Raw genomic sequence first — 22954 nt, 5'->3', positions numbered from 1 at the left:
CGGAAGATTGTCGGTCTCATGTCAGGAGAACCAATGAAGCTTCACGTCAGCTCACCTCCCCGTCGCCGGGGAGTCGCTGCGGTCGCCGCGGGCGTCGTGCTCGCGCTCGGCCTCGCAGCGTGCTCGGGTGGCGACGCCGCGCAGGACGACCCGACCGAGGGCACCGCCGCCCAGGGCGAGATCGACCAGGACGCCGTGATCGAGGCGGGCATCTCGTACTCCCTCTCCGGTGGCTTCGACCCGATGATCACCACCGGTGCCGTGACAGTAGCCGCGAACTGGCACGTCTTCGAGGGACTCACCGAGCTCGACCCCGCGACGCGCGAGGTCTACGCGGCGCTCGGCACCGAGCTCCCGGCGCAGGTCGACGACACCCACTACGAGGTGGACATCCGCGAGGGCGCGGTCTTCCACGACGGCACCCCCGTCACCGTCGACGACGTCGTCTTCAGCTTCGAGCGCGTGCTCGACCCGGCGAGCGAGTCGCTCTACGCCGGCTTCATCGACTTCATCGAGTCCGTCACCCCGGTCGACGACGACACGGTCTCGATCAACCTCAAGTACCCGTTCAGCCTGGTCTCCGAGCGCGTGTCGGTCGTCAAGATCGTCCCGAAGGCGCTCGTCGAGTCCGACTACGAGGCGTTCAACGCCCTGCCCGTCGGCACCGGCCCGTTCAAGATGACCCAGGCGACGCCCGACGACAAGATCACGTTCGAGCGGTTCGACGACTACAACGGCCGTCGCCCCGCGCTGGCCGCCGGTCTCGTGTGGAACCTGCTGTCCGACCCGGCCGCGCGCGTCACCGCGATGAGCTCCGGCACGGTCAGCGCGATCGAGGACGTCCCCTACATCGACGTCCCGACGCTCGAGGGCGCCGTGGACGTGGAGTCGGTCCAGTCGTTCGGCACGCTCTTCATGATGTTCAACACCGACCTGCCCCCGTTCGACGACGTCCGCGTGCGCCAGGCGTTCTTCTACGCCCTCGACATGGACAAGATCATCGACAACGGGCTCCTCGGCAACGGTGCCGCGGCCACGAGCTTCCTGCCGCAGAGCCACCCGAACTACCACGAGGCGTCGACCGTCTACTCGTACGACCCCGAGAAGGCCAAGTCCCTCCTCGCCGAGGCCGGCGTGAGCGACCTGTCCATCACCCTCATGACGACGGACACCGGCTGGGTCGCGGACATCGCCCCGCTCATCAAGGAGAACCTCGACGCGATCGGCGTCGACACGACGCTCGACATCGGCCAGTCCGGCGGCCAGTACACCAAGGTCGACAACGGTGACCTGCAGGTCATGGTGGCGCCCGGCGACCCGTCCGTCTTCGGCAACGACCCCGACCTGCTCATGCGCTGGTGGTACGGCGACAACGTCTGGTCGCAGTCGCGCTACCGCTGGAACGACGACCCGAAGTTCGCCGAGCTCCAGTCGATCCTCGACGCCGCCGTCCGCACGTCGGGCGACGAGCAGCAGGAGCTGTGGGACCAGGCGTTCGACCTGATCTCCACCGAGGTGCCGCTGTACCCGCTGCTGCACCGCAAGCTCCCCACCGCCTGGGACGGCGAGAGCCTCTCGGGCTTCAAGCCGCTGCCGATCACCGGGCTGTCGTTCCTCGACGCCGGCCTCGTCAAGTAGCAAGCCGGCTCGACGCCGGCGCCGACCGACCCCGGGTCCCCTCGCCCCGCCCCCTTCGGGCGAGGGGGCCCGGCACCCGCACGGCACCCAGAACGGACAGACCATGCACCGCACCCCCGACGCACCAGGAGGCCGACCGTGAGCGCACTGCTGCGGCTCGTCGGACGCCGCCTCCTGCAGCTGCCGATCATGATCCTCGGCATCACGTTCCTCGTGTTCCTCGTGATGTCGTTCTCGCAGGTCGACCCCGCGATCCAGGCACTCGGCGAGGGCGCCTCGGTCGAGGCGCGCGAGGCGTACCGCGAGGCCAACGGGCTCAACGACCCGCTCCTCGTCCGGTACGTCGCGTTCCTCGGCGGCCTCCTGCACGGGGACCTCGGCACGTTCAGCGCACGCCAGGTGCCCGTCGCCGACGAGGTCGCGCGCGCCCTGCCGATCACCCTGCAGCTCACGCTCATGGGCCTCGTCATCGCCGTCGTCGCCGCGCTCGTCATGGGCATCCTCGCGGCGCTCTACCGCGACCGCTGGCCCGACAAGGCGATCCGCGTCGTGTCCGTCGCGTCCCTCGCGACGCCGTCGTTCTGGCTCGCCGTGCTGCTCATCCAGGTCGTCACCCTGAGCGCCGGGTGGCTGCCCGCGAGCGGACCCCTGCCCGACCCGTCCGAGGACCTCGGCGGCTACCTCGCGCGCATGGCGCTGCCCGCGCTCGCGCTCGCGATCCCCGTCGTCGGCCAGCTCACGCGCGTCGTGCGCACGTCCGTCGTCGAGGAGCTCGACAAGGACTACGTCCGCACCGCGATCGGCGCCGGCATCCCGCGCCACGTCGTCGTCGGGCGCAACGTGCTGCGCAACGCGCTCATCACCCCGATCACGGTCCTCGGCCTGCGCGTCGGCTACCTCATCGGCGGCGCCGTCGTCATCGAGATCATCTTCGCGCTGCCCGGCATGGGCACGCTCATCCTCAACGGCGTCACCAACAACGAGCCCAACCTCGTGCAGGGCGTGACCCTCACCGTGGCGCTCGCGTTCGTGCTCATCAACATCGTGGTCGACATGCTCTACGTGCTCGTCAACCCGCGGATCAGGACGGTGTGACGTGCGCCGACAGCTCACCGAACGACTCTCGACCCCCGGGCTGCGCCTGCGCGCGCTGCCCCTCGGGTCCAAGATCTCCCTCGCGTTCGTGCTCCTCGTGGCGCTCGCGGCCGTCTTCGCGCCGCTCGTCGCGAGCCACGACCCGCTCGCCACCGGCACGCCCGTCCAGCCCCCGGGCGCGGAGAGCTGGTTCGGCACCGACCGGCAGGGCCGCGACATCTTCTCCCGCGTCGTCTACGGCGCGCGCTACTCGCTCGTCATCGGCCTCGGTGCCACCGCCATCGCGCTCGCCGCGGCCGCCGTGCTCGGCGCCGTCGCCGCGACGGCCCGCAAGAGCGTCTCCGAGACCCTCATGCGCGTGCTCGACATCATCATGTCGTTCCCCGGCATCGCGCTGGCCGCCGTGTTCGTCTCGGTCTTCGGCCGCTCGCTGCCCGTGCTCGTGCTGACGATCGCGTTCCTCTACACGCCGCAGCTCACGCGCGTCGTGCGGGCCAACATCCTCGACCAGTACGGCGAGGACTACGTCGCCGCGACCCGGGTCATGGGCGCGCGCACGGCCTGGATCCTCGCGAAGCACGTCGCGCGCAACTGCGCGGCGCCCGTGCTGGTGTTCACCACGGTGCTCGTGGCCGACGCGATCGTCTTCGAGGCGTCGCTGTCCTTCATCCAGGCGGGCGTGCCCGACCCGGAGCCCTCGTGGGGCAACATCATCGCCGCGGGCCGCGACCTCGTCATGGGCGGCTACTGGTGGGCGACGTTCTTCCCCGGCCTGGCCATCATGCTCACCGTCCTGTGCCTCAACATCCTGTCCGAGGGCATGACGGACGCGATGGTCGCCGCCCCGCGGGCGACGCGCGCCACCCCGGCGAAGGCCGTCGCGACCGACTCCGACGACGCGGCCGTCGCCGCGGAGCTCACCGCGATGGACGCCGACGAGCCGGTCGAGACGGCGGACGAGGCACGCCTCGCCGAGTCCGAGCCGGTCGTGCCGGACGTCGAGCCGGAGGTCGCGCACGTCGGGCGGGCCGTGCCCCTCGCCACGCGCCTCGCCACGCTGCGCGCGGCCGAGTCGGCCCGCACCGACCGGCCCGTGTACGACGGCGACGCCGAGCCCCTGCTCGAGGTGCGCAACCTGTCCATCCGGTTCCCGCGCCACGGCGACGTCGCGGTCGTGGACGACGTCTCGTTCTCGGTCCGCCCGGGCGAGACGATGGCGCTGGTCGGCGAGTCCGGCTGCGGCAAGTCGATCACGTCGCTCGCCGTCATGGGCCTGCTGGACCCTTCGGCGCAGATCAGCGGCGAGATCCGCTACGGCGGCAAGGACCTGCTCGCGATGGGCAACCGCGAGCGCGCGTCGCTGCGCGGCACCGAGATCGCGATGATCTACCAGGACGCGTTGAGCTCGCTCAACCCGTCGATGCTCATCCGTGCGCAGATGAAGCAGCTCACGCGCCGCGGCGGGACCCGCACGGCCGAGGAGCTCCTCGAGCTCGTGGGCCTCGACCCGGAGCGCACGCTCAAGAGCTACCCCCACGAGCTCTCGGGCGGGCAGCGCCAGCGCGTGCTCATCGCCATGGCCCTCACGCGCGACCCGAAGCTGGTCATCGCGGACGAGCCGACGACGGCGCTCGACGTCACCGTCCAGGCCCAGGTCGTCGCGCTGCTCGACGAGCTGCGCGTCAAGCTCGGCTTCGCGATGGTGTTCGTCAGCCACGACCTCGCGCTCGTCGCGCAGATCGCGCACCGCATCACGGTCATGTACGCGGGTCAGGTCGTCGAGCAGGCGCCGACGAGCGAGCTGCTCACCGACCCCCGCCACGAGTACACGCAGGGCCTGCTCGGCGCGGTGCTCTCGATCGAGCAGCGCTCCACGCGCCTGCACCAGATCCCCGGCACCGTCCCGTCGCCGCGCGACTTCCCGACGGGCGACCGGTTCGCGCCGCGCTCGTCGCGCCCCGACCGCGGCCTCGACGTGCGGCCCGTGCTGCGCGCCGTGGACGCCGACGGGCAGCACCTCGTCGCGATGCCGCCGGACGAGCCGGTCGGCGCCGTCGCGGGCGGTGGCCCCGCCCCGATCACCACCGGAGGGACGCGATGAGCGCCACCGACCAGACCCCGCCCGCCGCGGACCGGGGGTCCGCGACCGACCACGACACCCCCGTCGTCGAGCTGCGCGGCGTGCACGTCGTCTTCAAGGCCCGCACGGGCACGCTGTTCAAGGCCAACCGCGTGCACGCCGTGAACGACGTCAGCGTCGCGGTGCGCCGCGGCAGCACGCTCGGGATCGTCGGCGAGTCCGGCTCGGGCAAGTCGACCATGGCGAAGGTGCTCGTCGGGCTGCAGGCCCCGACGTCCGGCGAGATCCGCTTCCGCGGCCAGCCGGTCGACACGTACACGACGCGCGTGCGGCGCGACGTCGGGCGGGTCGTGTCCGTCGTCTTCCAGGACCCGGCCACCGCGCTCAACGCGCGCATGCGGGTCCGGGACGCGCTGCGCGACCCGCTCGACGTGCACCGCGTCGGCGACGCCGCGTCGCGCGAGGCGCGCGTCCGCGAGCTCGTGCACCTCGTCGGGCTGCCCGAGTCGGCGCTCGACGCGCTGCCCGGCCAGCTCTCCGGCGGGCAGCGGCAGCGCGTCGCGATCGCGCGCGCCCTCGCGCTCTCGCCCGACGTGATCGTCGCCGACGAGCCCACGTCCGCGCTCGACGTGTCCGTGCGGGCCCAGATCCTCAACCTGCTCGCCGACCTCAAGGCCACGCTCGACCTGGGGATGGTCTTCATCTCGCACGACATCCAGACGGTGCGCCACGTCTCCGACGAGATCGTCGTCATGCAGGGCGGCCGCATCGTCGAGTCGGGCCCGGCCGCGCGCGTGCTCGACGACCCCCAGGACGACTACACCCGCACGCTGCTCGCGGCGGCGCCCGCCCTCCTGTGAGCGGCGCCGCGCCCCTCGCGACGCGGGGCACCACCCAGACCGAACCACCGCTGAACCCAGAACCGGAGCTCCTCGTGACCACCCCCTTCCGCGGGATCGTCCCGCCCGTCCTCACCCCGCTCACGACCGAGGGCGAGGTCGACGTCGCGTCCCTCGAGCGTCTCGTGGACCACCTCGTCACCGAGGGCGTGCACGGCCTGTTCGTGCTCGGGTCGACCGGCGAGGTCGCCTACCTCACCGACGCGCAGCGCGACGTCGTCGTGCGGACCGTCGTGCGCGTGGCCGCCGGTCGCGTGCCGGTCATGGGCGGCGCCATCGACCTGACGACGGCGCGCGTCGTCGAGCAGGCGAAGGCGCTCGTGGCGGGCGGGGTGGACGCGGTCGTCGCGACGGCCCCCGTCTACGCGCTCAACGACCTCGACGAGATCGAGCGCCACCTGCGCGCCGTCGCGGCCGCCGTGGACGTGCCGCTGTTCGCGTACGACATCCCGGTGCGCGTGCGGACGAAGCTGCCCGCGGACCTCCTCGTCCGGCTCGGCACCGAGGGCGTCCTCGCGGGCGTCAAGGACTCGTCGGGCGACGACGTCGCGTTCCGCCGCCTCGTCGCCGCCAACGCGGCGGCCGGCTCGCCCCTCGTGCTCTTCACGGGGCACGAGGTCGTGGTCGACGGGATGCTGCTGCTCGGCGCCGACGGCGTCGTGCCCGGCCTCGCGAACGTCGACGCGGGCGGGTACGTGCGCCTGTGGGACCTCGCCCAGGCCGGGAAGTGGGACGATGCCCGGGTGGAGCAGGACCGTATCGCCGCGTTGTTCGAGATCGTGTTCCAGGCCCGCGGCCGCTCGGGCGACGCCGCGGGCGTCGGGGCGTTCAAGGTGTCCGCGCAGCGCCAGGGGCTCATCGAGACCGCGACGCTCGCGTACCCCGTCGAGCCGCTCGCGGACGACGTCGCCGCGCGCGTCGAGGAGATCACGCGCGCCGCGGGGCTCCTGCGTGGCTGACGCCTCCCCTGCCGCCGCCGCGCCGACGGTCGTCGTCGGCGTCGACCTCGGCGGCACCAAGACGGCCGCGGCGACCGTCGCGGCCGACGGGACCCTCGGTCCCGTGCTCGCCGTGCCGACCCCGGCCGCGGGCGGCCCCGACGCGGTGCTCGACGCCGTCGCCGGGGTCGTGCGCGAGGTCGTCGCCGCGCTGCCGGGCGCGGCGCGCCTGCGCGCGCTCGGGGTCGGCACGGCCGGCGTGGTCGACGTCGGTCGCGGCGTGATCGTGTCCGCGACCGACACCCTGCCCGGCTGGCCCGGGACCGACGTCGCGGGCGGCCTGCGCCGCCGGCTCGCCGACCTCGCGGAGGTCCCCGACCTGCCCGTGTTCGTCGAGAACGACGTCGACGCGCACGCCGCCGGCGAGGTGTGGCGCGGCGCCGCCGCGGGCGCGCGCAGCGCGCTGCTCGTCGCCGTCGGGACCGGCGTGGGGGGCGCCGTCGTGCTCGACGGGCGTCCCCTGCGCGGCGCGCACCACGTCGCGGGGGAGCTGGGGCACGTGCCCGTCCCCGGCGCCGAGCTGCTGCGCTGCCCGTGCGGACGCACCGGCCACCTGGAGGCGATCGGGGCGGGCCCGGCCGTCCACCGCCGCTACCTCGCGCTCGGCGGGGACGCGACCAGCCCCGACACGCGCGACGTCGTCGCCCGGGCCGACGCGGGCGACGAGCTCGCGGCCTCGGTCGTGCGCGACGCCGCCCGGGCCGTGGGCCGCGCCGTCGCCGGGGTCGTCACCGTGCTCGACCCGGAGGTGGTCGTCGTCGGCGGCGGCATGGCCGGCGCGGGCGACCTGTGGTGGTCCGCGCTCGAGGACGCGCTGCGCGCGGAGGTCGTCGACGTGCTCGCCGACCTGCCGCTGCGGCCCGCCGCGCTCGGGAACGTCGCGGCGGTCGTCGGCGCGGCGCGCGGCGCGTGGAACCTGCTCGACGACCGCACGACCGACGGAGGAGCGCGATGAGCGCGGAGCAGCACGACCGGACCCCCTGGACGCGCGAGCGCGTCCTCGACGCGATGCGCGGACGCCTCACGGTGTCCTGCCAGGCCTACCCCGGCGAGCCCCTGCGCGACCCGCGCACGACGGCGCAGATGGCGCGCGCCGTCGTCGCCGGGGGCGCGGCCGCCGTCCGCGTGCAGGGCCTGGACGACGTCGCGGCCGTCGTCGCGGCGGTCGACGTGCCCGTCGTCGGGCTGTGGAAGGACGGCGACGGCGGGGTCTTCATCACCCCGACCCTGCGGCACGCCCGCGCGGTCGCGGACGCCGGCGCGCACGTCGTCGCGCTCGACGGCACGCGCCGGCCGCGCCCCGACGGACTCACGCTCGCCGAGACCGTGGCGCGCCTGCGCGAGACGACCGACGCGCTCGTCATGGCGGACTGCGGGTCGCTCGACGACGCGCTCGCCGCCCAGGACGCGGGCGTCGACCTGCTCGGCACGACTCTCTCCGGCTACACCGGCGAGCGGCCCCGAACTGACGGTCCCGACCTCGCGCTCGTCGACGAGATGGTCGCCACCTGCACCCTCCCGGTCGTGGTCGAGGGTCGCGTGCACACCCCCACCCAGGCCGCGGAGGCGATGGCACACGGCGCGTTCGCCGTGTGCGTGGGCACCGCGATCACCCACCCCACGACCCTCACGTCCTGGTTCGTCGACGCGGTGGCGCCGTCTGCCTGACGGGGTGCGCGCCGGGGTGGCGACCCGTCATCCCGGCTCCGCATGCAGCGCGACCCCGGCGCGAGCACAGGCTGCCCGCGACGTACGGCCTCGCCGGGCTGCGGGCGATCCACCGGCGCCTGTTCCAGGACGTGTAGGACTGGGCCGGGGACGTGCGCACCGTGTCGATCCGCAAGAGCCGAGACGGCTGGTTCGCGCCGCTGGACCGGATCGAGGACGTGATGGACGTGGTGGCGACCTACCTGCGCGACACCGATAACCTGCGCACCCTCAATCCGAGCGACGTGCCGGGCGCGCTGGCCAGCGTCTACGACGTCGTCAACCAGACCCACCCCTTCCGGGCGTAGGCGAGGCCGACCGCGTCGGTGTCGATGCGGAGGTCGTGTTGGGTGAGGTCGACGCCCTCGCTCATGCGCGCGCCCGGGAGGTCGATGACCGAGATCACCGCCTTGGGGTAGAGCTGGGTGTTCGCCCGCTGGAACAGGTGCAGGAGGACCATGTCCATTCTCCGTGGTCGTGGAGTCCTTGCCCCAGTACTTGACCCTGACGATCTCGTGCATGCCGTCCGGGCGGGTTTCGGCGAACGAGGGTCGGAGTGCTATGCCGAGACCGGCGATGTTGACGACCCCCTTTTCGACCTCGGTCGGCGTGCAGGCTGACCACCGCGGCGCGGTCTTCTTCCACTTTCTGGCGAGGTGCGTGGAGCGCGCGCCACCTTCGTCTCGGTCACGCTAGCCACCGCAGCCTCGATCGTTGACCCGTCGCGCTGAACGAGGCGGATCATTTCGGCTGAACGGTACCTGCGGGCTGCTGCGCTGTTGAAGCCGCAGCAGAGTTCGTCGGGAGATAGAAGACCTGGATCGATTTGATCTGCGCCTCCGGGAGGATGACCATCCGCCAGGGATCGTCCAAGTGGTCGAACTCCTTCCCACCGTCTCGCTTGCGCCGGACAGGTGGGCCGATCAGGAGACTTCGTTGTGCGTCCTCAGGGTCGGAGTCGAAGCCGAGTAACTCGCCTCTCCACACGGTGTCGTCGAGTAGTACTACGGTCAGGTATGTGACCTTCGCGTTGGCTGGGCGTAGGTCAATAAATGCCTGGCTCCAGATGCGCCCCTCGTTGATCGAGGCTCGCCCTGGCCACTTTGCGAGCGACACGAACAGCACCAGACCGCATGCGAGTAGGGATGTAGCGACGACTCCCGCGACGTAGGGCACCGACGCGACCGGTGAAGGTGAATTGCTGTCGCTGGCCGTCTCTGCATAGCGGTAGAGCGGCAACCAGACCCACCAACTCAGGAGAGCCGCGGCCGTCCCAGTCGCTGCCAGGGACGCGAGCACGACGCGTGACACCTCGATCAGCGCGCTCTCCTTGACCGTCGGCCGGTAGCGGGCCCGCTGCAACTGCCACACGATCCCTGGGGCGAGCAGAAGGAGGAACGAGACCAGGGCAGCCAGACTGTCCGGAACCACGTCTGGTTAGTCGCTGTTGTCGTTGGCGATGTCCACCACGTCGTTCGCGCTCACCTTGCCTGTGTCGATCGTGGTGTAGGCAGACCCGAGGAGACCCTTCTCCTCCAACTGGGTCAGATCCACGGTCGTGCGGCGGTCGTCCTGCGGTTCGCTCATTTCAACTCCTTTGGGTAGGTCCTTGTCCGTTTCGGCAGGTGCTTCGACAGTCTCCCATTGCCTTGAGACAGCGGCGCCGGCCGCGCGGGCGAACTTTGCGTCGTCGCGTGCCTGCGGACCGCCTGCCGTGTCCCGTCTGGCCTCCGCGTGCCTCTAATAGTGTGTGCGGCACGAGGAGGGAGAGGTCGATGGCGAGTGGCCTGGTCGATCAGTACGTCACGACCTTGATCCCAAGCGCCTACGACCGGTCGGTCGTGTCCGAGCGGCGAGCGGCGATCGAGAAGGCCCTCGACAACTGCGCGTTGGATGCGGGGTTGCTGTTCGAGAGTGGGTCCTGGTCCCACGGAACCGCGCTGGCCGGGCACAGCGACGTGGACCTCATGGCCTGGGCGAGCGGGCTCCAACCCACGCGCCCTAGCAGTGCATTGGCGGCGATGAGTCGGTCCTGCAGGGCTCGCACTGGGCAATCACTAACCTGCGAGTGTCGAGCCCGACGGTGCAGGTCCAGTTCATGGGGCCACCACACTTCGAGGTCGTGCCTGCCTGGCTGCACGCGAACAACGACGGCGAGAGCCGCGTGTTCCAGATCCCGGGGCCGGGGGACCGGTGGACCGAGTCCGCCCCGAGGCCGCACCTGCGGTTCGTCACCCAGCAGAACGAACGCCTGAACAAGCGGGTCAAGCCTCTCGCCCGGCTCCTCAAGCAGTGGAAGGCGCACACCGGGGCACCGGTGTCAAGCTTCTACCTCGAGATGCGCACGGCGGCGTACGCCAAGACGCAGTCCTCGATCTTCTACCACCTCGATCTGACGATCCTGATCGATGACCTGATCACGAGCGGGCTGCCCGACATGAACGACCCCACCGGGTACGTCTCACGGATCCACGCGGTCTCCTCCGAGGAGAACCGCCGCACGACCCTGCAACTGCTGCGCGAAGCCAAGCACCACCTGGACGAGGCGTACGAGCTCGACGGGCGCGCGGACACCAAGACGACGTACTGGCTGGCCATGGCCGACGTGTTCGGCAACGACTTCCCCTACCCGCCGTGGTGAGCGCTGAACCGGCGTCGGTCCGGTACCGGGCCCAAATCGTCCGCGAGCTGCAGACACTCGAGGAAGACCTGCTGTGGACGGAGAAGGCGCACTTCGCCACGGCGACGCACTATGCGCGTCTGCACCTCCTGCTCGGACTGATGGCCACTATCGCCGCCACCGTCGCGGCCGCGACCGTCGTCGCCGAGGTCACGCCCGCCGTCCCGGGAATCGCGGCCTTGGTCGCAGCCCTGGCCTCCGGGCTGGTCACCTTCCTCAAGCCTCGGGACACCGAACGGCGACACCTGGACGCGGGACGCCGGCTCGGCACGCTCCGGGTGCGCACTCGTCAGGCGATCGACCTCGACCTCGACCCCGACCACGGGCTCGCCCTCGACGCCTGGCGCAAGCTCGCCGCCTCGATCGCCCAGGAGAAGGCCACCGCCGATGCCGAGAACCCAGGAACGTCGAACCGCGCGTTCGCCGCGGCACGTCGCAAGATTGACGCGGGGAACTTCGAGCACACCCATACCAGCGCCCCGAACCAGGCCGGGTCAGCTACCCCCCGTCCAGCCCCGTAGCGCCTGCCCAGACCTGGAAGTTGGGAGAGTGCTGGGATGCGCGGCACCTACCTGCCGGGGCCAGCCGGGTCGTCCACTCGTCGACAGAGTCCTGAAGCGCAGAGGCTCGAAGTACTGCGGGCAGGCTCTCATCGCCGATTCCTCGCCTCGCGCCTCCACCACCGCGGCGGTAGCTAAGGGCTGAGCGCTCCGTGCAAGAGCACGGTGTGCTCACCAGACAACTCCATCCACTCGCCGTGTGCGGTGTGCAGAGGATGGACAAACGCCGGCAGGTGGCGGAGCAGATTGCGCAAGTCCACGCTCGTCCGCTCAGGGGCGTATCGGATCCAGTCAGAAGCATCAGGCAGATCACTGGTGACCTCATAGCCCAGGCGGTCCGCAGGGTGGTCAGGTACCAGCGTCCACACAAGAGGTGGGAATACGATCTCGGCGAGCGGGGAGTGCAGCTCGCGCTGCCCAAGGACTCGCATCATCGACAAGCCGCTCGTCAAGAGCCCATGGCGATCCAAGTCCGAGTGCGTGAGAGCAACGCAGAGTCGGGTACGGCCTGGCCAACGCACCGCGCGGGGCGCATGAAGCAAGTCGTGTGCAACCTCGGGTAGCACCACCCGCAACTGGGGTGCGATAGCGAACATGCCCATCAGGACGCTTCGTGCCACGAGTCCGGGCGCGAACATCGCAAGCGGAGGCTCAGTTGACTGAATCATCGGAATGCGGAGGCTAGATGATCGGCGTGCGCGGATCTGCCTGGCGAAGTCGGCATACGCAAGGTCGCACGTGCGTCCAGCGAGGTTGTTGCAGTCCACACACAGGCCACGGACTTGCATACCGCCCGCGACCCAGCGCCCTGGTCCCCGTTGGCCGGCATCGATCCGGTCCGCCGCCCGGAGAACGGTTGTCGTGTTGCCAGCGGCCTGCGGCGGAACGTGCGCACGACTGCGACGCCCCCACGCACCGCACAACCCGCACAGCCCGTCTGCGTTCGCCAGTGTCGTCCCGATGGAAGTCACGCGCAGCGAAGGCATGAGATCTCCGACTTCAACTTGTGCGTCGTGTTGAGTGAATGGCTCGTCGAGGTCAGCCAGCCTCCTCAGGTGCTTCCCCGTCTCGCGCTCTGGCTTGTACCACGCGGCGCTTCGCCGGTTGGCTCGCTTCTGCGTCGATCTCGCCGCGGATGAAGACGCGGTCGGTGAACTGTCGCACGATGTCACGCTGTTCGTCGTCGTCGAGGTTGGCTGTGAACGGCAGAATCTGTCGAAGCGCGAGGTCGGTTCGTTTCGCGGCCCGGGCCTCGAGATGGTGCTGCTGTCCGCGTCGCCCCAGGAGGCCGGCGATGCCGAGAGTGCCCAGCGATACGGCGAGGCGAGTCAGGGAGAGCCCCAGGTTCGAGTCGGCGTTGGGCTCGATGCTGAGCAAGTGGTACACGATCACGGCAAGACCTGCGGCTCCCACTAGCGCGGCCGCGATGTCGCAGGTCCAGGCGGCGATCGTCTTGTTGCGGGCGTAACGCCCGTAGTCGGTGGCCACGATGTGCGACGTCGTCGCGTGAACGACGTTTCGGGCCTGCTCTTCGAGCCCCTTCAGGTTGGTGAGGGTCTGTGCTGCTTCCTGGCTCGCGTCGGCGTTGGCTTTGTCCCATTGGGTCAGGAGCTCGGAGAGCTGCTGACCTTGTTCGTCACGCACCTCGCTCACAGCGTCGGCGGCTTCGGTTTTGAAGGTGGCGATGGTCTCGGCGATGCGCTGCTTCTCCGTGTCGATGGACTCGCCCAGCGTCTGCTGCTTGCTCTGCACTTTGTCGAGCTCCGCGGAGGCAGTCGTCGCGCGCGAGCTGAGCACGTCGATTGCCTGCGCGGCCTTGGTCTGAAACGCCTCGGTCGCACTGCTGATCCCCGACAGGTAGCGCGCGATCTTCAAGGGGGGCCAGGACGCGAGAGCGTCGAGCACCATGTCCGCGTAGGGGATGATCTGCGACCACTGTTGGCTGCCGTTGTTCACCGACTCGACGTACGTCGCCAGGTTCGAGACGCTCGACCCAAGGCTGCTGAGCATCGCCGGAGTGATCTCACGCGCATCGCTATCGCTTCGCCGCTTCTCGAGCAGCTCGACAACCATGCCGACGTAAGCCAGCGCGTCCTGCTCGGACGGCGACTCCGGCATAGTGGAAGCGTTCATGTGTCCGCGCACCTGCTCCACGTACTGCCACACCTGACTGCCCTTGAACCGCTCATCCCACAGCATCAGCGCCTCCTTCGCGCTGAGAGTACGGGGCGGCCCCGACACCGACGGCGTCAACACGGGTGAAATCTCAGGCCAGAGAGCAGTCGACACATCTGACGCCGCTCAGGAGGTGACGTGCGAGTCAGAGACGCGCTCTGGCTTGCTTCTTCATGCGACGGTCGTTCCACAGTGCGCGCGCGAGCCGCCACCGATCGACGACTGGCCGCGGGCGTCGGACACCGAGCTCGGAGATCGACCTGTAGTAGTCACGATCGTTGGGGCCGAACGGCACCGAAATGCCCTCGCGGTAGGTCACGAAGCTGTAGGGCTGGCGGCCAGGAGCTCGGTGCCTGACGAAGAAGATCGCCGATCCGTCGAACTCATCGCCGTCCGGTGCGATGTCTTCAATCCACTCCCAGGGGATGTGGCCGACTTCGACCACGTTCGGTGCGGGGTCGTTCGTCTTGGTCAGGGTGCGGTTTCCGTTCGCGTCGTAGTAGCTCTCGGTTCCGTGCACGATGACCTCAACTCCGCCGTGGACGATCTCGATGAGTTCGGGACCGGTGTACATGTGACCGCGCCAGGTCAACTCGTTACCGCCGTCGTAGCCGCGCTTGTAGCGGTCAACGTTCATCACGATGATCTTGCTGTTCAGACCGTCCGTGCGCATTGGCCCGAGGACCTCCCACGCCTTCGCCTCTAGCTCGCGCACGCGCTCACGACGCTGGCGGAACGTGAGCCGCCGACCCAGAGCGAAGATCGCGATCGTGACTGCCAACGACGCAATGGAGATGACGAGGGCTGCAAGGTCGACCCAGGAGAACGCGGCGGTCATCGCGCCAGACTACGGAACGCGCTCCCCAGAACGGGCAGAGATTCAGTCGACTACCAGCCCGTTCGCGCTCTTCACCGAGGCGCTGGACGCGCCGGACTCTGAGCTGGCGCAGCAGCTGGTCAAGGACCCGTACGTGTTTGAGCACCTCGCGATGGCCGAACGGGTGGCCGAGCGGGACGTCGAGCAGGCGCTGATCGACCGGCTGCAGGACACGATGCTCGAGCTCGGTCGCGGCATGGCGTTCGTCGGGCGCCAGGTGCGCCTGACCGTGCCGGACGACGCGAGCGACCGGGTGGACGAGTTCTACGTCGACCTGCTGTTCTTCCACGTCGAGCAGCTGCGCTGCGTCGTGGTCGAGCTCAAGATCGGGCCGTTCGAGCCGGCCCGAGATCCACGCCCCGACGATCGGGATCCTGCTGTGCACGGATAAGACCGGCCCGACGGTGCGGTACGCGCTGGCCGGCACCCGAATGCCGATAGCCGTCGCGGACAACCAAGATCTGCCCGAGGACGCCCGTGGCGTGCTGCCGTCCGCCGCCGAACTCGGGGCCGTGATCCAGGATGAGCTAGACCACCGGGGATGAGCGTCCGAAACCGCTTCTAACCAGCACAAACGCGGCTCCGATATCGGTCCTTCTGTCGGTCATTTTTGTATAGTTCGACCCGACGGCGAGCGGCGGCAGGCGTGCGGTACCCGCGGCAGGTGGGGCCGGGACCTCGATGAGGGACGGGGCTACTCGGGACCAGCCCCTGAGACCGGCGCACAGACGATCAACCAGGACACGTAGTGCTCGACGACGCGTCCTCCGAGGTCCGCGACGGCCGCTGCGACCTCGTCGACCTCGTGCCGGCTCCAGTCGCTGAACGTGCTGAAGAGCCGGTGAACCTGCTCGGGGTCGAGCTCGATGCTCCAGCGGTACTCACCGATGTCCTCGACGGTGAACAGCCCGGAGGCAGTCAGCCGTGCTGCGGTCGACCTGACGTCCTCCGGGTTCCCGGCGCGCGGCGGCCTGCTCCGCCGCGCGACGATCCGCGCGACCCGGTCGCGGAACGGGGTCGGCTCCGCCGCGGGGTCGCCGAAGACGTGTCGCCAGACGAGGAACCGTCCGGCTGGCATCAGGGCGTGATGGAGCCGGGGCAGGAGCGCGTCGAGGTCCATCCAGTGGATGGAGGTGGCGGCGACCGCGAGGTCGAACGCGGCTCGGCCGAGCTCGGCGTCCTCGGCCCGTGCGACGACGACCTTCGCGGTCGGGTGGCGGGCTGCGAGCATGGCGGCCAGCTGTGGGCCTGGTTCGACGGCGACCACGTCGGCTCCCGCTGCGAGCAGCGGCCCGGTCGCCTCCCCGGTGCCTGCGCCGAGGTCGACCGCTCGCCGGCCCGGCGCGACCAGGCCCGTCCGATGCACCCGCTCCCACAGCTCGGCCGGGTACGGCGGGCGGGCGGACCTGTAGAAGTCAGCGAGCGCGTCGAAGTGCGTCGGGTTCCCCATTGTCCGACCCTACGACCGCAGATCCTGGCGCTCGGCGGTCGCGCCTCACTCGGCGATCCGGCGCTGCGTCAGGCGCGGCCGGTGCGCTCGAGCACGCCTCGGAGGTAGGCGGCCTGGCCCGCATGCTCGAGGGCGTCCACCGCGACGCTCACGAGCCGGACGCCCAGCGTCACGGGCGGGTCCCACGCCTCGTCGACGACCCGGTCGAGGTCGTCGGCGGTGAGGGACGCGAGCACGTCGCGGGACTCGACCTGGACCGCGTGGACGTAGCCGAGCAGCAGGTCGTCGCGCGCGCGGACACGGGCGACGTCGTCGGCCGACTGCCCGTAGCCGGTCGCGCCGTCGTCGAACGGCAGGTCGAACCGGCGGGCCCACCCGTCGCGCGTCCACACCTGGTCCCGGCCGACGGCGCTCGCAATCTGGGCGTCCTGCCCGCGCGCGAGGTGCCACGCGAGCCACGCGATCGTGTTGGCACCCGGGTCGACGCGCGCGGTGAGCGCGTCCTCGCCGAGGCCGTCGACCGCGCGCGTCGCGGTCGGCCCGATCCTCCCGAACAGGTCCTCCAGCACGGTGATCGCGTCCACGGTCCTCCCTCTCCTCGGGTGCCCGGCGGTGTGTCGCCTCTGGCAGCGTCTCCGGACCGCGGGACGCTCGCGACCGGAGCGGCCCGCGCGGGAGGCGGCGCCCGTCCTGCACGTGGGCAAAAGGGCAGGTCCGGGACGTGCGGGCGCTCTCCTGCCCCTGCGGCGCGCAGCACTCCGTGATAGATGTCGGGAGGTCGCGTCACGACGAAGGGCACGAGCAGGGGGAAGAGACTTTGACGACGACCGACGCGCTCCAGGACGAGCGCACGCGGGTCCTGGCGCTCCAGCGGCTCGGGGTGCTCGACAGCTCGCCCGAGGAACGGTTCGACCGCGTGACGCGGCTCGCGCAGCGGCTGTTCGGCGTCCCGACGGTGAGCATCACGCTCGTGGACGCGGACCGGCAGTGGCGCAAGGCGTTCGTCGGCCTCGACGGCCCGGTCGCGCAGCGCGAGGGCGCGTTCTGCGACGTGACGATCCGTGCGGACCGCACGCTCGTCGTCGAGGACGCGGCGCAGGACGCCACGTTCGCCGACAACCCCTTCGTGGTCGGCGACCCGCACCTGCGGTTCTACGCCGGGCACCCCATCGCGGCGCCGGGCGGCGAGCTGGTCGGCACGCTGTGCGTCATCGACACCCGGCCGCGCCGGTTCGACGACGCCGACCGCTCCCTGCTGCGCGACCTCGCGCTGTGGGTCCAGGGGGAGCTCCAGCACGACGTCGAGCTCGACCGGGCGGGCGCGGTGCAGCGCGGGCTCCTCCCGCGCCGCGCCCCGGAGCTCGAGGGCTACCGGGTGGCCGCGCGCTGCCTGCCGGCCCGCGGCGTCGGGGGCGACTTCTACGACTGGACGACGACGGCCGACGGCGCCGGGTTCGTCGTCGCGGACGTCATGGGCAAGGGCATGCCCGCCGCGATCGTGGCGGCGTCGGCGCGCGCCGCGCTGCGGCCCGCGCTCCGGTCACCGTCGCTCGCGGACGGCGTCGAGACGGCCGACGACCTGCTCGCCCCGGACCTGGAGGAGGTCGGCTCGTTCGTCACGGCCTGGTGCGCCACGCTCGAGCGCGACAGCGGCCGGCTCGCGTACGTCGACGCGGGGCACGGCCTCGCGAGCGTGCTGCGGCCCGACGGCGGCATCCACCGCCTGGAGGCGGACGGCCTGCCGCTCGGCGTCGCGCCGGGCACCGCGCGCACCGTCCACCACGTGACCCTCGAACCGGGTGACCGGCTCGTCGTCGTGAGCGACGGGCTCGTCGACCTGCTCGCCGACCTCGGGGTCCCGGGCGGGGACCCGCGGCTCCTGGACCCGGACGTCCCGCTGCCCGTCCCGGAGGGTCCCGCTCTCGCACGGGCCGCGCGCGACGTCCGGCAGGCCGGGGACGCCGCGGCGACGCTCGACGTGCTGGTCAGGCTCGCCGAGGGGCGGTACGTCGGGGACGACCTCACGGTCCTCGTGGTCGAGCGGGTCGCGGCATGAGGGGCTCCGCGCGGCGGCTCGTGCTGATCCGCGTGCTCGTCGTGCTGGCGCTGCTCACGGGCGTCAACTACGTCGCGTGGCGGTGGCTCGACTCCGTGGCGTGGTCGCACTGGTGGATCGCCGTCCCGCTCGTGCTGGCCGAGACGTACAGCCTCGTGGACACCGCCCTCTTCGGCGTGACGATGTGGCGCGTGCGCGAGCGGGGCGAGCCGCCGCCCGCGCCGGAGGGCGTCACGGTCGACGTGTTCGTCACGACGTACGACGAGCCCGAGGAGCTCGTCCTCGCGACCGCCCGCGCGGCCCGGGCCGTCCGGTACCCGCACCGCACGTGGATCCTCGACGACGGCGCGCGCGAGAGCATGCGGGCCGCCGCCGCGGAGGCGGGCGTCGGGTACCTCACGCGCAGCGCGAGCTGGGCGGGCAAGCCGCGGCACGCGAAGGCGGGCAACCTCAACAACGCGCTGTTCCAGACGGACGGCGAGCTGCTGCTCGTGCTCGACGCCGACCAGGTGCCCGACCCGGCGATCCTCGACCGCACTGTCGGGTACTTCACCGCGGACGAGCGCGTCGCGATCGTGCAGACCCCGCAGTGGTTCGTCAACGTCGACGACGCCGACCCCCTCGGGAGCCAGGCGCCCCTCTTCTACGGGCCGATCCAGCAGGGGAAGGACGGGTGGAACGCCGCGTTCTTCTGCGGCTCCAACGCCGTGCTGCGGCGCGAGGCGCTCATGCAGCTCGGCGTCGTCGGGTACGTGCAGGGCGTGACGGTCGGCGTGCGGCGCGCGCTGCGCACCGCGGGCTCGGTGCTCGCCCGGGCGGCGCGCTCGCCGGAGGCGGTCGACCCGGCGGTGCGGACCGCCGTCGAGCGGCTCCGCGCGGAGGCCGACGAGGCCCGCCGCGCCCTCGCGGCGGGGGAGCCCGCCGCCGACGTCACCTACCGGTTCCAGCGCCGCGTCGACGAGGCGTCGCGCAGCGTCGTCGCCGGTCAGGTGGAGGCGCTGCGGGCGGAGCTCGCGACGGTGGAGCCCGAGCTCGTGTCCGGCGGCCCGCTCCAGGTGGACGAGGAGATCGGCCAGCTCGTCGTCGACGAGGAGGCGCTCGACCGGCTCGCCCGGCGCGACCTCTCGCCGCTCGTGGCCGTCGAGGCGGTGCGCCGCCTCGCGGACGCCGTCGACGTCGGGCGCAGCGACGAGGCGCAGGCCGTCATGCCGATGGCGACGATCTCCGTCACGGAGGACATGGCCACCGCGATGCGGCTGCACGCGCTCGGGTGGCGGTCGGTCTACCACCACGAGGTCCTGGCCCACGGGCTCGCGCCCGAGGACATGCCGACGATGCTCCAGCAGCGCCTGCGCTGGGCGCAGGGCACGGTGCAGGTGATGCTCCGGGAGAACCCGCTCACGCTGCGCGGGCTGCGCGTGGGTCAGCGGCTCATGTACTTCGCGACGATGTGGAGCTACCTCGCGGGCTTCGCCGCGCTCGCGTACCTCGCGGCGCCCATGGTGTACCTGTGCTTCGGCATCCTCCCGGTCCAGGCGTTCGGGACGGACTTCTTCGTGCGCTTCGTGCCGTACTTCGTGCTCAACCAGCTCTTGTTCCTCGTCGTGGCGCGCGGGGTGCGGACGTGGCGGGGGCAGCAGTACTCGCTCGCGCTCTTCCCGGTGTGGATCCGGGCCTGCTGGACGGCGTTCGCGAACGTCGTCCTCGGCCGCCCGCTCGGGTTCGTCGTGACGCCCAAGACGCGGACCGGGGAGCACCGGCCGGCCTGGCGCACGATCTGGCCCCAGCTCACGGCCATGGTGCTGCTCGTGGTCTCGGCCGTCGTCGGCACGGTGCGCCTCGTCGCGTTCGACGCCGACCTCGGCGCGACCCTCGTCACCCTCGCCTGGGTGGCGTACGACCTCGCGGTGCTCGGGGTGCTCGTCCCCGCCGCGCGGTACTCCGGCCCGCGCCCGCCGCGCGAGCCCGTGCCGGAGACGACGATGACCGGACGACGGACGGAGGACCAGTGAAGCTCGACGTGACACCGCTCGAGGAGACGGGGGCGGTGATCGTGCCGCGGGGGCGGCTCACGCTCACCACCGCACCCCAGCTGCGCGACGCGGTCACCGACCTCGTCGAGGCGGGCCGGACCCGGCTCGTCGTCGACCTCGGGAGCCTCGAGTTCGTCGACTCCTCCGGCCTCGGCGCCCTCGTCGGCGGGTTGCGCACGACGCGCGCCGCCGGGGGAGACCTGCGGCTCGCGAACGCCGCGCCCTCCGTGGCGACGGTCCTGCGGCTCACCAGCCTCGACCGCGTGCTGCGCGTGCACGACGACGCGGCGAGCGCGTTCGCCGACGGGTGACCCCCGCGTGACCCCGCCGGACGACGCCCCGCTCGTCGTGCTGAGCGCGACCGCGTCCCCGCCGTGGCTCGACGCCCTCCCGGACGCGTTCGCCGCGCTCTGGGAGCAGGCGCCGTGGGTGCCCGCCGACGACCGGCTCGCCGTCGAGCTCGCGACGACCGAGATCGCCGCGAACATCGTGCGGCACTCGCCCGCACCCGAGACGGTCGAGGTCCGGGCGGAGCTCGACGCCGGGGCGGGACGCGTCGTCGTCGTGCTGCGCGACACCGCGCCTGCGGCCGACGTCGACCTCGACCGCACGATGCCGCCCCCCGAGGCCGAGTCCGGGCGCGGGCTCGCGCTCGCGCGTGCCTGTGTCGACCGGCTGGAGCACCGGTGGATCGCGGGGACCTCGGGCAACGAGTGGCGCCTCGAACGCCGCGTGCGCACCGCCGGGGGCGGACCCGGCGACTAGCGTGGGGGCGTCCCGCGCGCGCCGACCCGGGCGCGGCGCCGGTTCCCGGAGGTGCAGATGGAGTTCCCGTTCAGCCTGACCGAGGAGCAGATCCTCTCCCTCATCGTCGTCGGGACGCTCGCGGTCGTCGCGATCGTCGGGGTCAACGCGCTCGCCCCGAAGGCCGGCGTCGCGGCGCCGCTCGTGCTCGTCGCGGTCGGCGTCGTCGTGAGCTTCGTGCCCGCCGTCCCCGAGATCGAGTTCGAGCCCGAGTGGATCCTCGCCGGGATCCTGCCACCGCTCCTCTACTCGGCGGCCGTCGGCCTGCCCACGATGGACTTCCGGCGGGACTTCACCGCGATCAGCGGCCTGTCCGTCGTGCTCGTCCTGCTGAGCACCGCGCTCCTCGGCTACCTCTTCACCTGGCTCATCCCGGGCATCCCGCTCGCGGCGGGCTTCGCGCTCGGCGCCATCGTCAGCCCGACCGACGCCGTCGCGACGTCCATCGTCAAACGGCTCGGTGCGTCACCCCGCGTCGTGACGCTGCTCGAGGGCGAGAGCCTGCTCAACGACGCGTCCGCCCTCGTGCTCCTGCGCTCCGCCATCGCCGGGATCGGGATCGCCGTCGCGACCGGGGAGTCCGCCACGCGGGTGTCGCTGTGGTCGGTCGCGGGCGACTTCGTGTTCGCCGTCGTCGTCGCCGTGCTCGTCGGGTTCCTCGTCGGCTTCCTCGGCCTGTTCGTCCGGCGCCGCCTCGCCAACCCCGCGCTGAGCACCGCGGTGTCCTTCGTCGTGCCGTTCCTCGCCTACCTGCCGTCGGAGGAGCTCGGCGCGTCGGGCCTCGTCGCCGTCGTCACCGCGGGCCTCGTCACCGGCAACGGCGCCGCGAAGTACCTGCGCCCCCAGCACCGGCTCGCCGAGGAGTCGAACTGGCGGACCGTCGAGCTCCTGCTCGAGGGCACCGTCTTCCTCCTCATGGGGCTCGAGCTGTTCGCGCTCGTCACCGACGTCCAGGAGGCGCACGGCAGCCTGTGGCGCGCGGTCGGCATCGCGGCGCTCGCGGCCGTCGTCATCCTCGTCGTGCGCTCCGCGTACGTCGCGACGCTCCTGCGCTCCCTCGCGCGGCGCGCGCGGCGGGGGGAGTCGATGCGCGGCGTCATCGCGGGCATGCAGGAGAAGCTCGACGCGCGCTTCGCGGCCGACGGCACGCCCGTCGCGCCGACCGTGCCCGCCGCGGCCAAGCCGGCGCCCGGGACGCCGGAGCGTCGCGGCGCCGAGATGGTCGCCAAGGCGCCCCCGGATCGGGTGGGTCGGCTGCGGTCGTCGCTGCGTCGTCGTGCCGCCGACATCGACTACCTGACGGCCGAGCGGCTCGGGTGGCGCGAGGGCACGCTCCTCGTGTGGGCAGGCATGCGCGGCGTCGTGACGCTCGCCGCGGCGCAGACCCTGCCGCTCGACACCCCGCAGCGCTCGTTCCTCGTGCTCGTCGCGTTCGGGGTCGCGGCCGGGACGCTCGTCGTGCAGGGCGGCACGCTCCCGTGGGTCGTGCGTCGCCTCGGCCTCTCGGGCGGGTCCACGCGTGCCGACGAGGACCGCGGCGCCGTGCGCGCCGAGCTCGACGGCGCGGCCGTGGCCGTCATCGACGCGCCCGACCTCCGCCGCGCCGACGGCACCACCTACGACGGTGACGTCGTCGCCCGCGTGCGCCGCGACGTCGTGCGCGAGCTCGAGAACCGCGACACCGACGCCGCGACGTCGGCCGACCTGTTCGCGCAGTACAAGGAGCTGCGGCTCCGGGCGATCGCGGCGCAGCGCGTCGCGCTGCTCGACGCGCGCACGTCGGGCGCGTACAGCTCGCAGGCGCTGCGGCACGCGCTCGACCTGCTGGACGCCGAGCAGATCGACCTCGAGCTCCGCCGCGGCCCCTACGTGCCCGGCGACGACGACTGAGCCGCCCCCTTG

23 protein-coding genes are annotated in these 22954 nt (G+C 71.8%); 16 read left to right on the top strand and 7 right to left on the bottom strand.

The genetic code is table 11. The features are described from left to right. The first annotated feature begins 33 nt into the window (after window positions 1-33). From AC3WT4_RS06840 to AC3WT4_RS06805, 8 genes are all read left to right on the top strand, one after another. A complete protein-coding gene (locus AC3WT4_RS06840; RefSeq protein ID WP_492315071.1) occupies window positions 34-1638 on the top strand; it encodes an ABC transporter substrate-binding protein in 1605 nt (534 codons plus the stop codon). A gap of 138 nt (window positions 1639-1776) precedes the next feature. After that, window positions 1777-2733 carry an ABC transporter permease gene (locus AC3WT4_RS06835; protein ID WP_074804505.1) on the top strand — a complete coding sequence of 319 codons (957 nt, stop codon included), beginning with the start codon at window positions 1777-1779 and terminating at the stop codon, window positions 2731-2733. A 1-nt stretch (window position 2734) separates the two neighbouring features. Further along, window positions 2735-4834 (top strand): dipeptide/oligopeptide/nickel ABC transporter permease/ATP-binding protein, encoded by a 2100-nt coding sequence (locus tag AC3WT4_RS06830; protein ID WP_400112181.1) that lies wholly within the window; start codon window positions 2735-2737, stop codon window positions 4832-4834. Next, a complete protein-coding gene (locus AC3WT4_RS06825; RefSeq protein ID WP_492315070.1) occupies window positions 4831-5673 on the top strand; it encodes an ABC transporter ATP-binding protein in 843 nt (280 codons plus the stop codon). Before AC3WT4_RS06830 ends, AC3WT4_RS06825 begins: the two co-directional genes overlap by 4 nt. Window positions 5674-5747: 74 nt before the next feature. Continuing rightward, a complete protein-coding gene (locus tag AC3WT4_RS06820; protein WP_492315069.1) occupies window positions 5748-6671 on the top strand; it encodes a dihydrodipicolinate synthase family protein in 924 nt (307 codons plus the stop codon). Then, window positions 6664-7665, top strand: coding sequence for an ROK family protein (locus AC3WT4_RS06815; RefSeq protein WP_492315068.1), 1002 nt, complete (start codon window positions 6664-6666; stop codon window positions 7663-7665). Before AC3WT4_RS06820 ends, AC3WT4_RS06815 begins: the two co-directional genes overlap by 8 nt. Further along, window positions 7662-8378, top strand: coding sequence for an N-acetylmannosamine-6-phosphate 2-epimerase (locus tag AC3WT4_RS06810; RefSeq protein WP_492315067.1), 717 nt, complete (start codon window positions 7662-7664; stop codon window positions 8376-8378). Before AC3WT4_RS06815 ends, AC3WT4_RS06810 begins: the two co-directional genes overlap by 4 nt. Window positions 8379-8539: 161 nt before the next feature. After that, entirely contained in the window at window positions 8540-8725 is a 186-nt protein-coding gene (locus AC3WT4_RS06805; RefSeq protein WP_492315066.1) for a hypothetical protein, read from the top strand. On the opposite strand, the gene AC3WT4_RS06800 is transcribed toward AC3WT4_RS06805, so the two are convergent. The 3 genes from AC3WT4_RS06800 to AC3WT4_RS06790 form a co-directional block, all read right to left on the bottom strand. Then, window positions 8686-8877, bottom strand: a complete 192-nt coding sequence (locus AC3WT4_RS06800) for a hypothetical protein (RefSeq protein ID WP_492315065.1) — start codon at window positions 8875-8877, stop codon at window positions 8686-8688. The genes AC3WT4_RS06805 and AC3WT4_RS06800 overlap by 40 nt on opposite strands. 281 nt (window positions 8878-9158) lie before the next feature. Then, window positions 9159-9848 (bottom strand): DUF6338 family protein, encoded by a 690-nt coding sequence (locus tag AC3WT4_RS06795; RefSeq protein ID WP_492315064.1) that lies wholly within the window; start codon window positions 9846-9848, stop codon window positions 9159-9161. 6 nt (window positions 9849-9854) lie between these two features. Further along, window positions 9855-10004 (bottom strand): hypothetical protein, encoded by a 150-nt coding sequence (locus AC3WT4_RS06790; RefSeq protein WP_492315063.1) that lies wholly within the window; start codon window positions 10002-10004, stop codon window positions 9855-9857. 535 nt (window positions 10005-10539) lie between these two features. Here AC3WT4_RS06790 and AC3WT4_RS06785 point away from each other — a divergent pair. Then, window positions 10540-11058 (top strand): hypothetical protein, encoded by a 519-nt coding sequence (locus tag AC3WT4_RS06785; RefSeq protein ID WP_492315062.1) that lies wholly within the window; start codon window positions 10540-10542, stop codon window positions 11056-11058. Continuing rightward, a complete protein-coding gene (locus AC3WT4_RS06780) occupies window positions 11052-11618 on the top strand; it encodes an SLATT domain-containing protein (RefSeq protein ID WP_492315061.1) in 567 nt (188 codons plus the stop codon). The genes AC3WT4_RS06785 and AC3WT4_RS06780 overlap by 7 nt, the downstream gene beginning before the upstream one ends. 1077 nt (window positions 11619-12695) lie before the next feature. On the opposite strand, the gene AC3WT4_RS06775 is transcribed toward AC3WT4_RS06780, so the two are convergent. Then, a complete protein-coding gene (locus tag AC3WT4_RS06775) occupies window positions 12696-13856 on the bottom strand; it encodes a hypothetical protein (protein ID WP_492315060.1) in 1161 nt (386 codons plus the stop codon). A gap of 121 nt (window positions 13857-13977) precedes the next feature. Further along, window positions 13978-14613 carry a hypothetical protein gene (locus AC3WT4_RS06770; protein WP_492315059.1) on the bottom strand — a complete coding sequence of 212 codons (636 nt, stop codon included), beginning with the start codon at window positions 14611-14613 and terminating at the stop codon, window positions 13978-13980. On the opposite strand from AC3WT4_RS06770, the gene AC3WT4_RS06765 reads away from it, so the two are divergent. Then, entirely contained in the window at window positions 14603-15100 is a 498-nt protein-coding gene (locus AC3WT4_RS06765) for a PDDEXK nuclease domain-containing protein (RefSeq protein WP_492315058.1), read from the top strand. The genes AC3WT4_RS06770 and AC3WT4_RS06765 overlap by 11 nt on opposite strands. A gap of 303 nt (window positions 15101-15403) precedes the next feature. Here AC3WT4_RS06765 and AC3WT4_RS06760 read toward each other — a convergent pair whose 3' ends face one another. Both AC3WT4_RS06760 and AC3WT4_RS06755 read right to left on the bottom strand, forming a co-directional pair. Next, window positions 15404-16159, bottom strand: a complete 756-nt coding sequence (locus AC3WT4_RS06760; protein ID WP_492315057.1) for a class I SAM-dependent methyltransferase — start codon at window positions 16157-16159, stop codon at window positions 15404-15406. A gap of 68 nt (window positions 16160-16227) precedes the next feature. Further along, the gene (locus AC3WT4_RS06755; RefSeq protein WP_492315056.1) at window positions 16228-16743 is read right to left on the bottom strand and encodes a mycothiol transferase; all 516 of its coding nucleotides are present in this window, start codon (window positions 16741-16743) and stop codon (window positions 16228-16230) included. A gap of 233 nt (window positions 16744-16976) precedes the next feature. On the opposite strand from AC3WT4_RS06755, the gene AC3WT4_RS06750 reads away from it, so the two are divergent. Genes AC3WT4_RS06750 through AC3WT4_RS06730 form a run of 5 tightly spaced genes read left to right on the top strand, consistent with a single transcriptional unit; the run spans window position 16977 to window position 22942 of the window. Then, window positions 16977-18215, top strand: a complete 1239-nt coding sequence (locus tag AC3WT4_RS06750; protein ID WP_492315055.1) for a PP2C family protein-serine/threonine phosphatase — start codon at window positions 16977-16979, stop codon at window positions 18213-18215. Further along, window positions 18212-20227: a glycosyltransferase family 2 protein gene (locus tag AC3WT4_RS06745; protein WP_492315054.1), complete on the top strand. Its 2016-nt coding sequence runs from the start codon at window positions 18212-18214 to the stop codon at window positions 20225-20227. The genes AC3WT4_RS06750 and AC3WT4_RS06745 overlap by 4 nt, the downstream gene beginning before the upstream one ends. Beyond that, the gene (locus AC3WT4_RS06740) at window positions 20224-20559 is read left to right on the top strand and encodes an STAS domain-containing protein (protein ID WP_492315053.1); all 336 of its coding nucleotides are present in this window, start codon (window positions 20224-20226) and stop codon (window positions 20557-20559) included. The genes AC3WT4_RS06745 and AC3WT4_RS06740 overlap by 4 nt, the downstream gene beginning before the upstream one ends. A gap of 7 nt (window positions 20560-20566) precedes the next feature. Then, window positions 20567-21013, top strand: a complete 447-nt coding sequence (locus tag AC3WT4_RS06735; protein ID WP_083384884.1) for an ATP-binding protein — start codon at window positions 20567-20569, stop codon at window positions 21011-21013. A 57-nt stretch (window positions 21014-21070) separates the two neighbouring features. Continuing rightward, window positions 21071-22942 (top strand): cation:proton antiporter, encoded by a 1872-nt coding sequence (locus AC3WT4_RS06730; RefSeq protein WP_492315052.1) that lies wholly within the window; start codon window positions 21071-21073, stop codon window positions 22940-22942. Window positions 22943-22954: the final 12 nt, after the last annotated feature.

This window comes from Cellulosimicrobium sp. EB106-03-01-XG111, from assembly GCF_058792115.1.
This window is presented reverse-complemented; position numbering and strand designations above follow the sequence as displayed.

Coding starts and splice junctions, on each gene's coding strand:
- AC3WT4_RS06840 (WP_492315071.1), top strand. CDS start 34: ATGAAGCTTCACGTCAGCTCACCTCCCCGTCGCCGGGGAGTCGCTGCG.
- AC3WT4_RS06825 (WP_492315070.1), top strand. CDS start 4,831: ATGAGCGCCACCGACCAGACCCCGCCCGCCGCGGACCGGGGGTCCGCG.
- AC3WT4_RS06810 (WP_492315067.1), top strand. CDS start 7,662: ATGAGCGCGGAGCAGCACGACCGGACCCCCTGGACGCGCGAGCGCGTC.
- AC3WT4_RS06800 (WP_492315065.1), bottom strand. CDS start 8,877: ATGGTCCTCCTGCACCTGTTCCAGCGGGCGAACACCCAGCTCTACCCC.
- AC3WT4_RS06790 (WP_492315063.1), bottom strand. CDS start 10,004: ATGAGCGAACCGCAGGACGACCGCCGCACGACCGTGGATCTGACCCAG.
- AC3WT4_RS06775 (WP_492315060.1), bottom strand. CDS start 13,856: ATGCTGTGGGATGAGCGGTTCAAGGGCAGTCAGGTGTGGCAGTACGTG.
- AC3WT4_RS06760 (WP_492315057.1), bottom strand. CDS start 16,159: ATGGGGAACCCGACGCACTTCGACGCGCTCGCTGACTTCTACAGGTCC.
- AC3WT4_RS06745 (WP_492315054.1), top strand. CDS start 18,212: ATGAGGGGCTCCGCGCGGCGGCTCGTGCTGATCCGCGTGCTCGTCGTG.
- AC3WT4_RS06730 (WP_492315052.1), top strand. CDS start 21,071: ATGGAGTTCCCGTTCAGCCTGACCGAGGAGCAGATCCTCTCCCTCATC.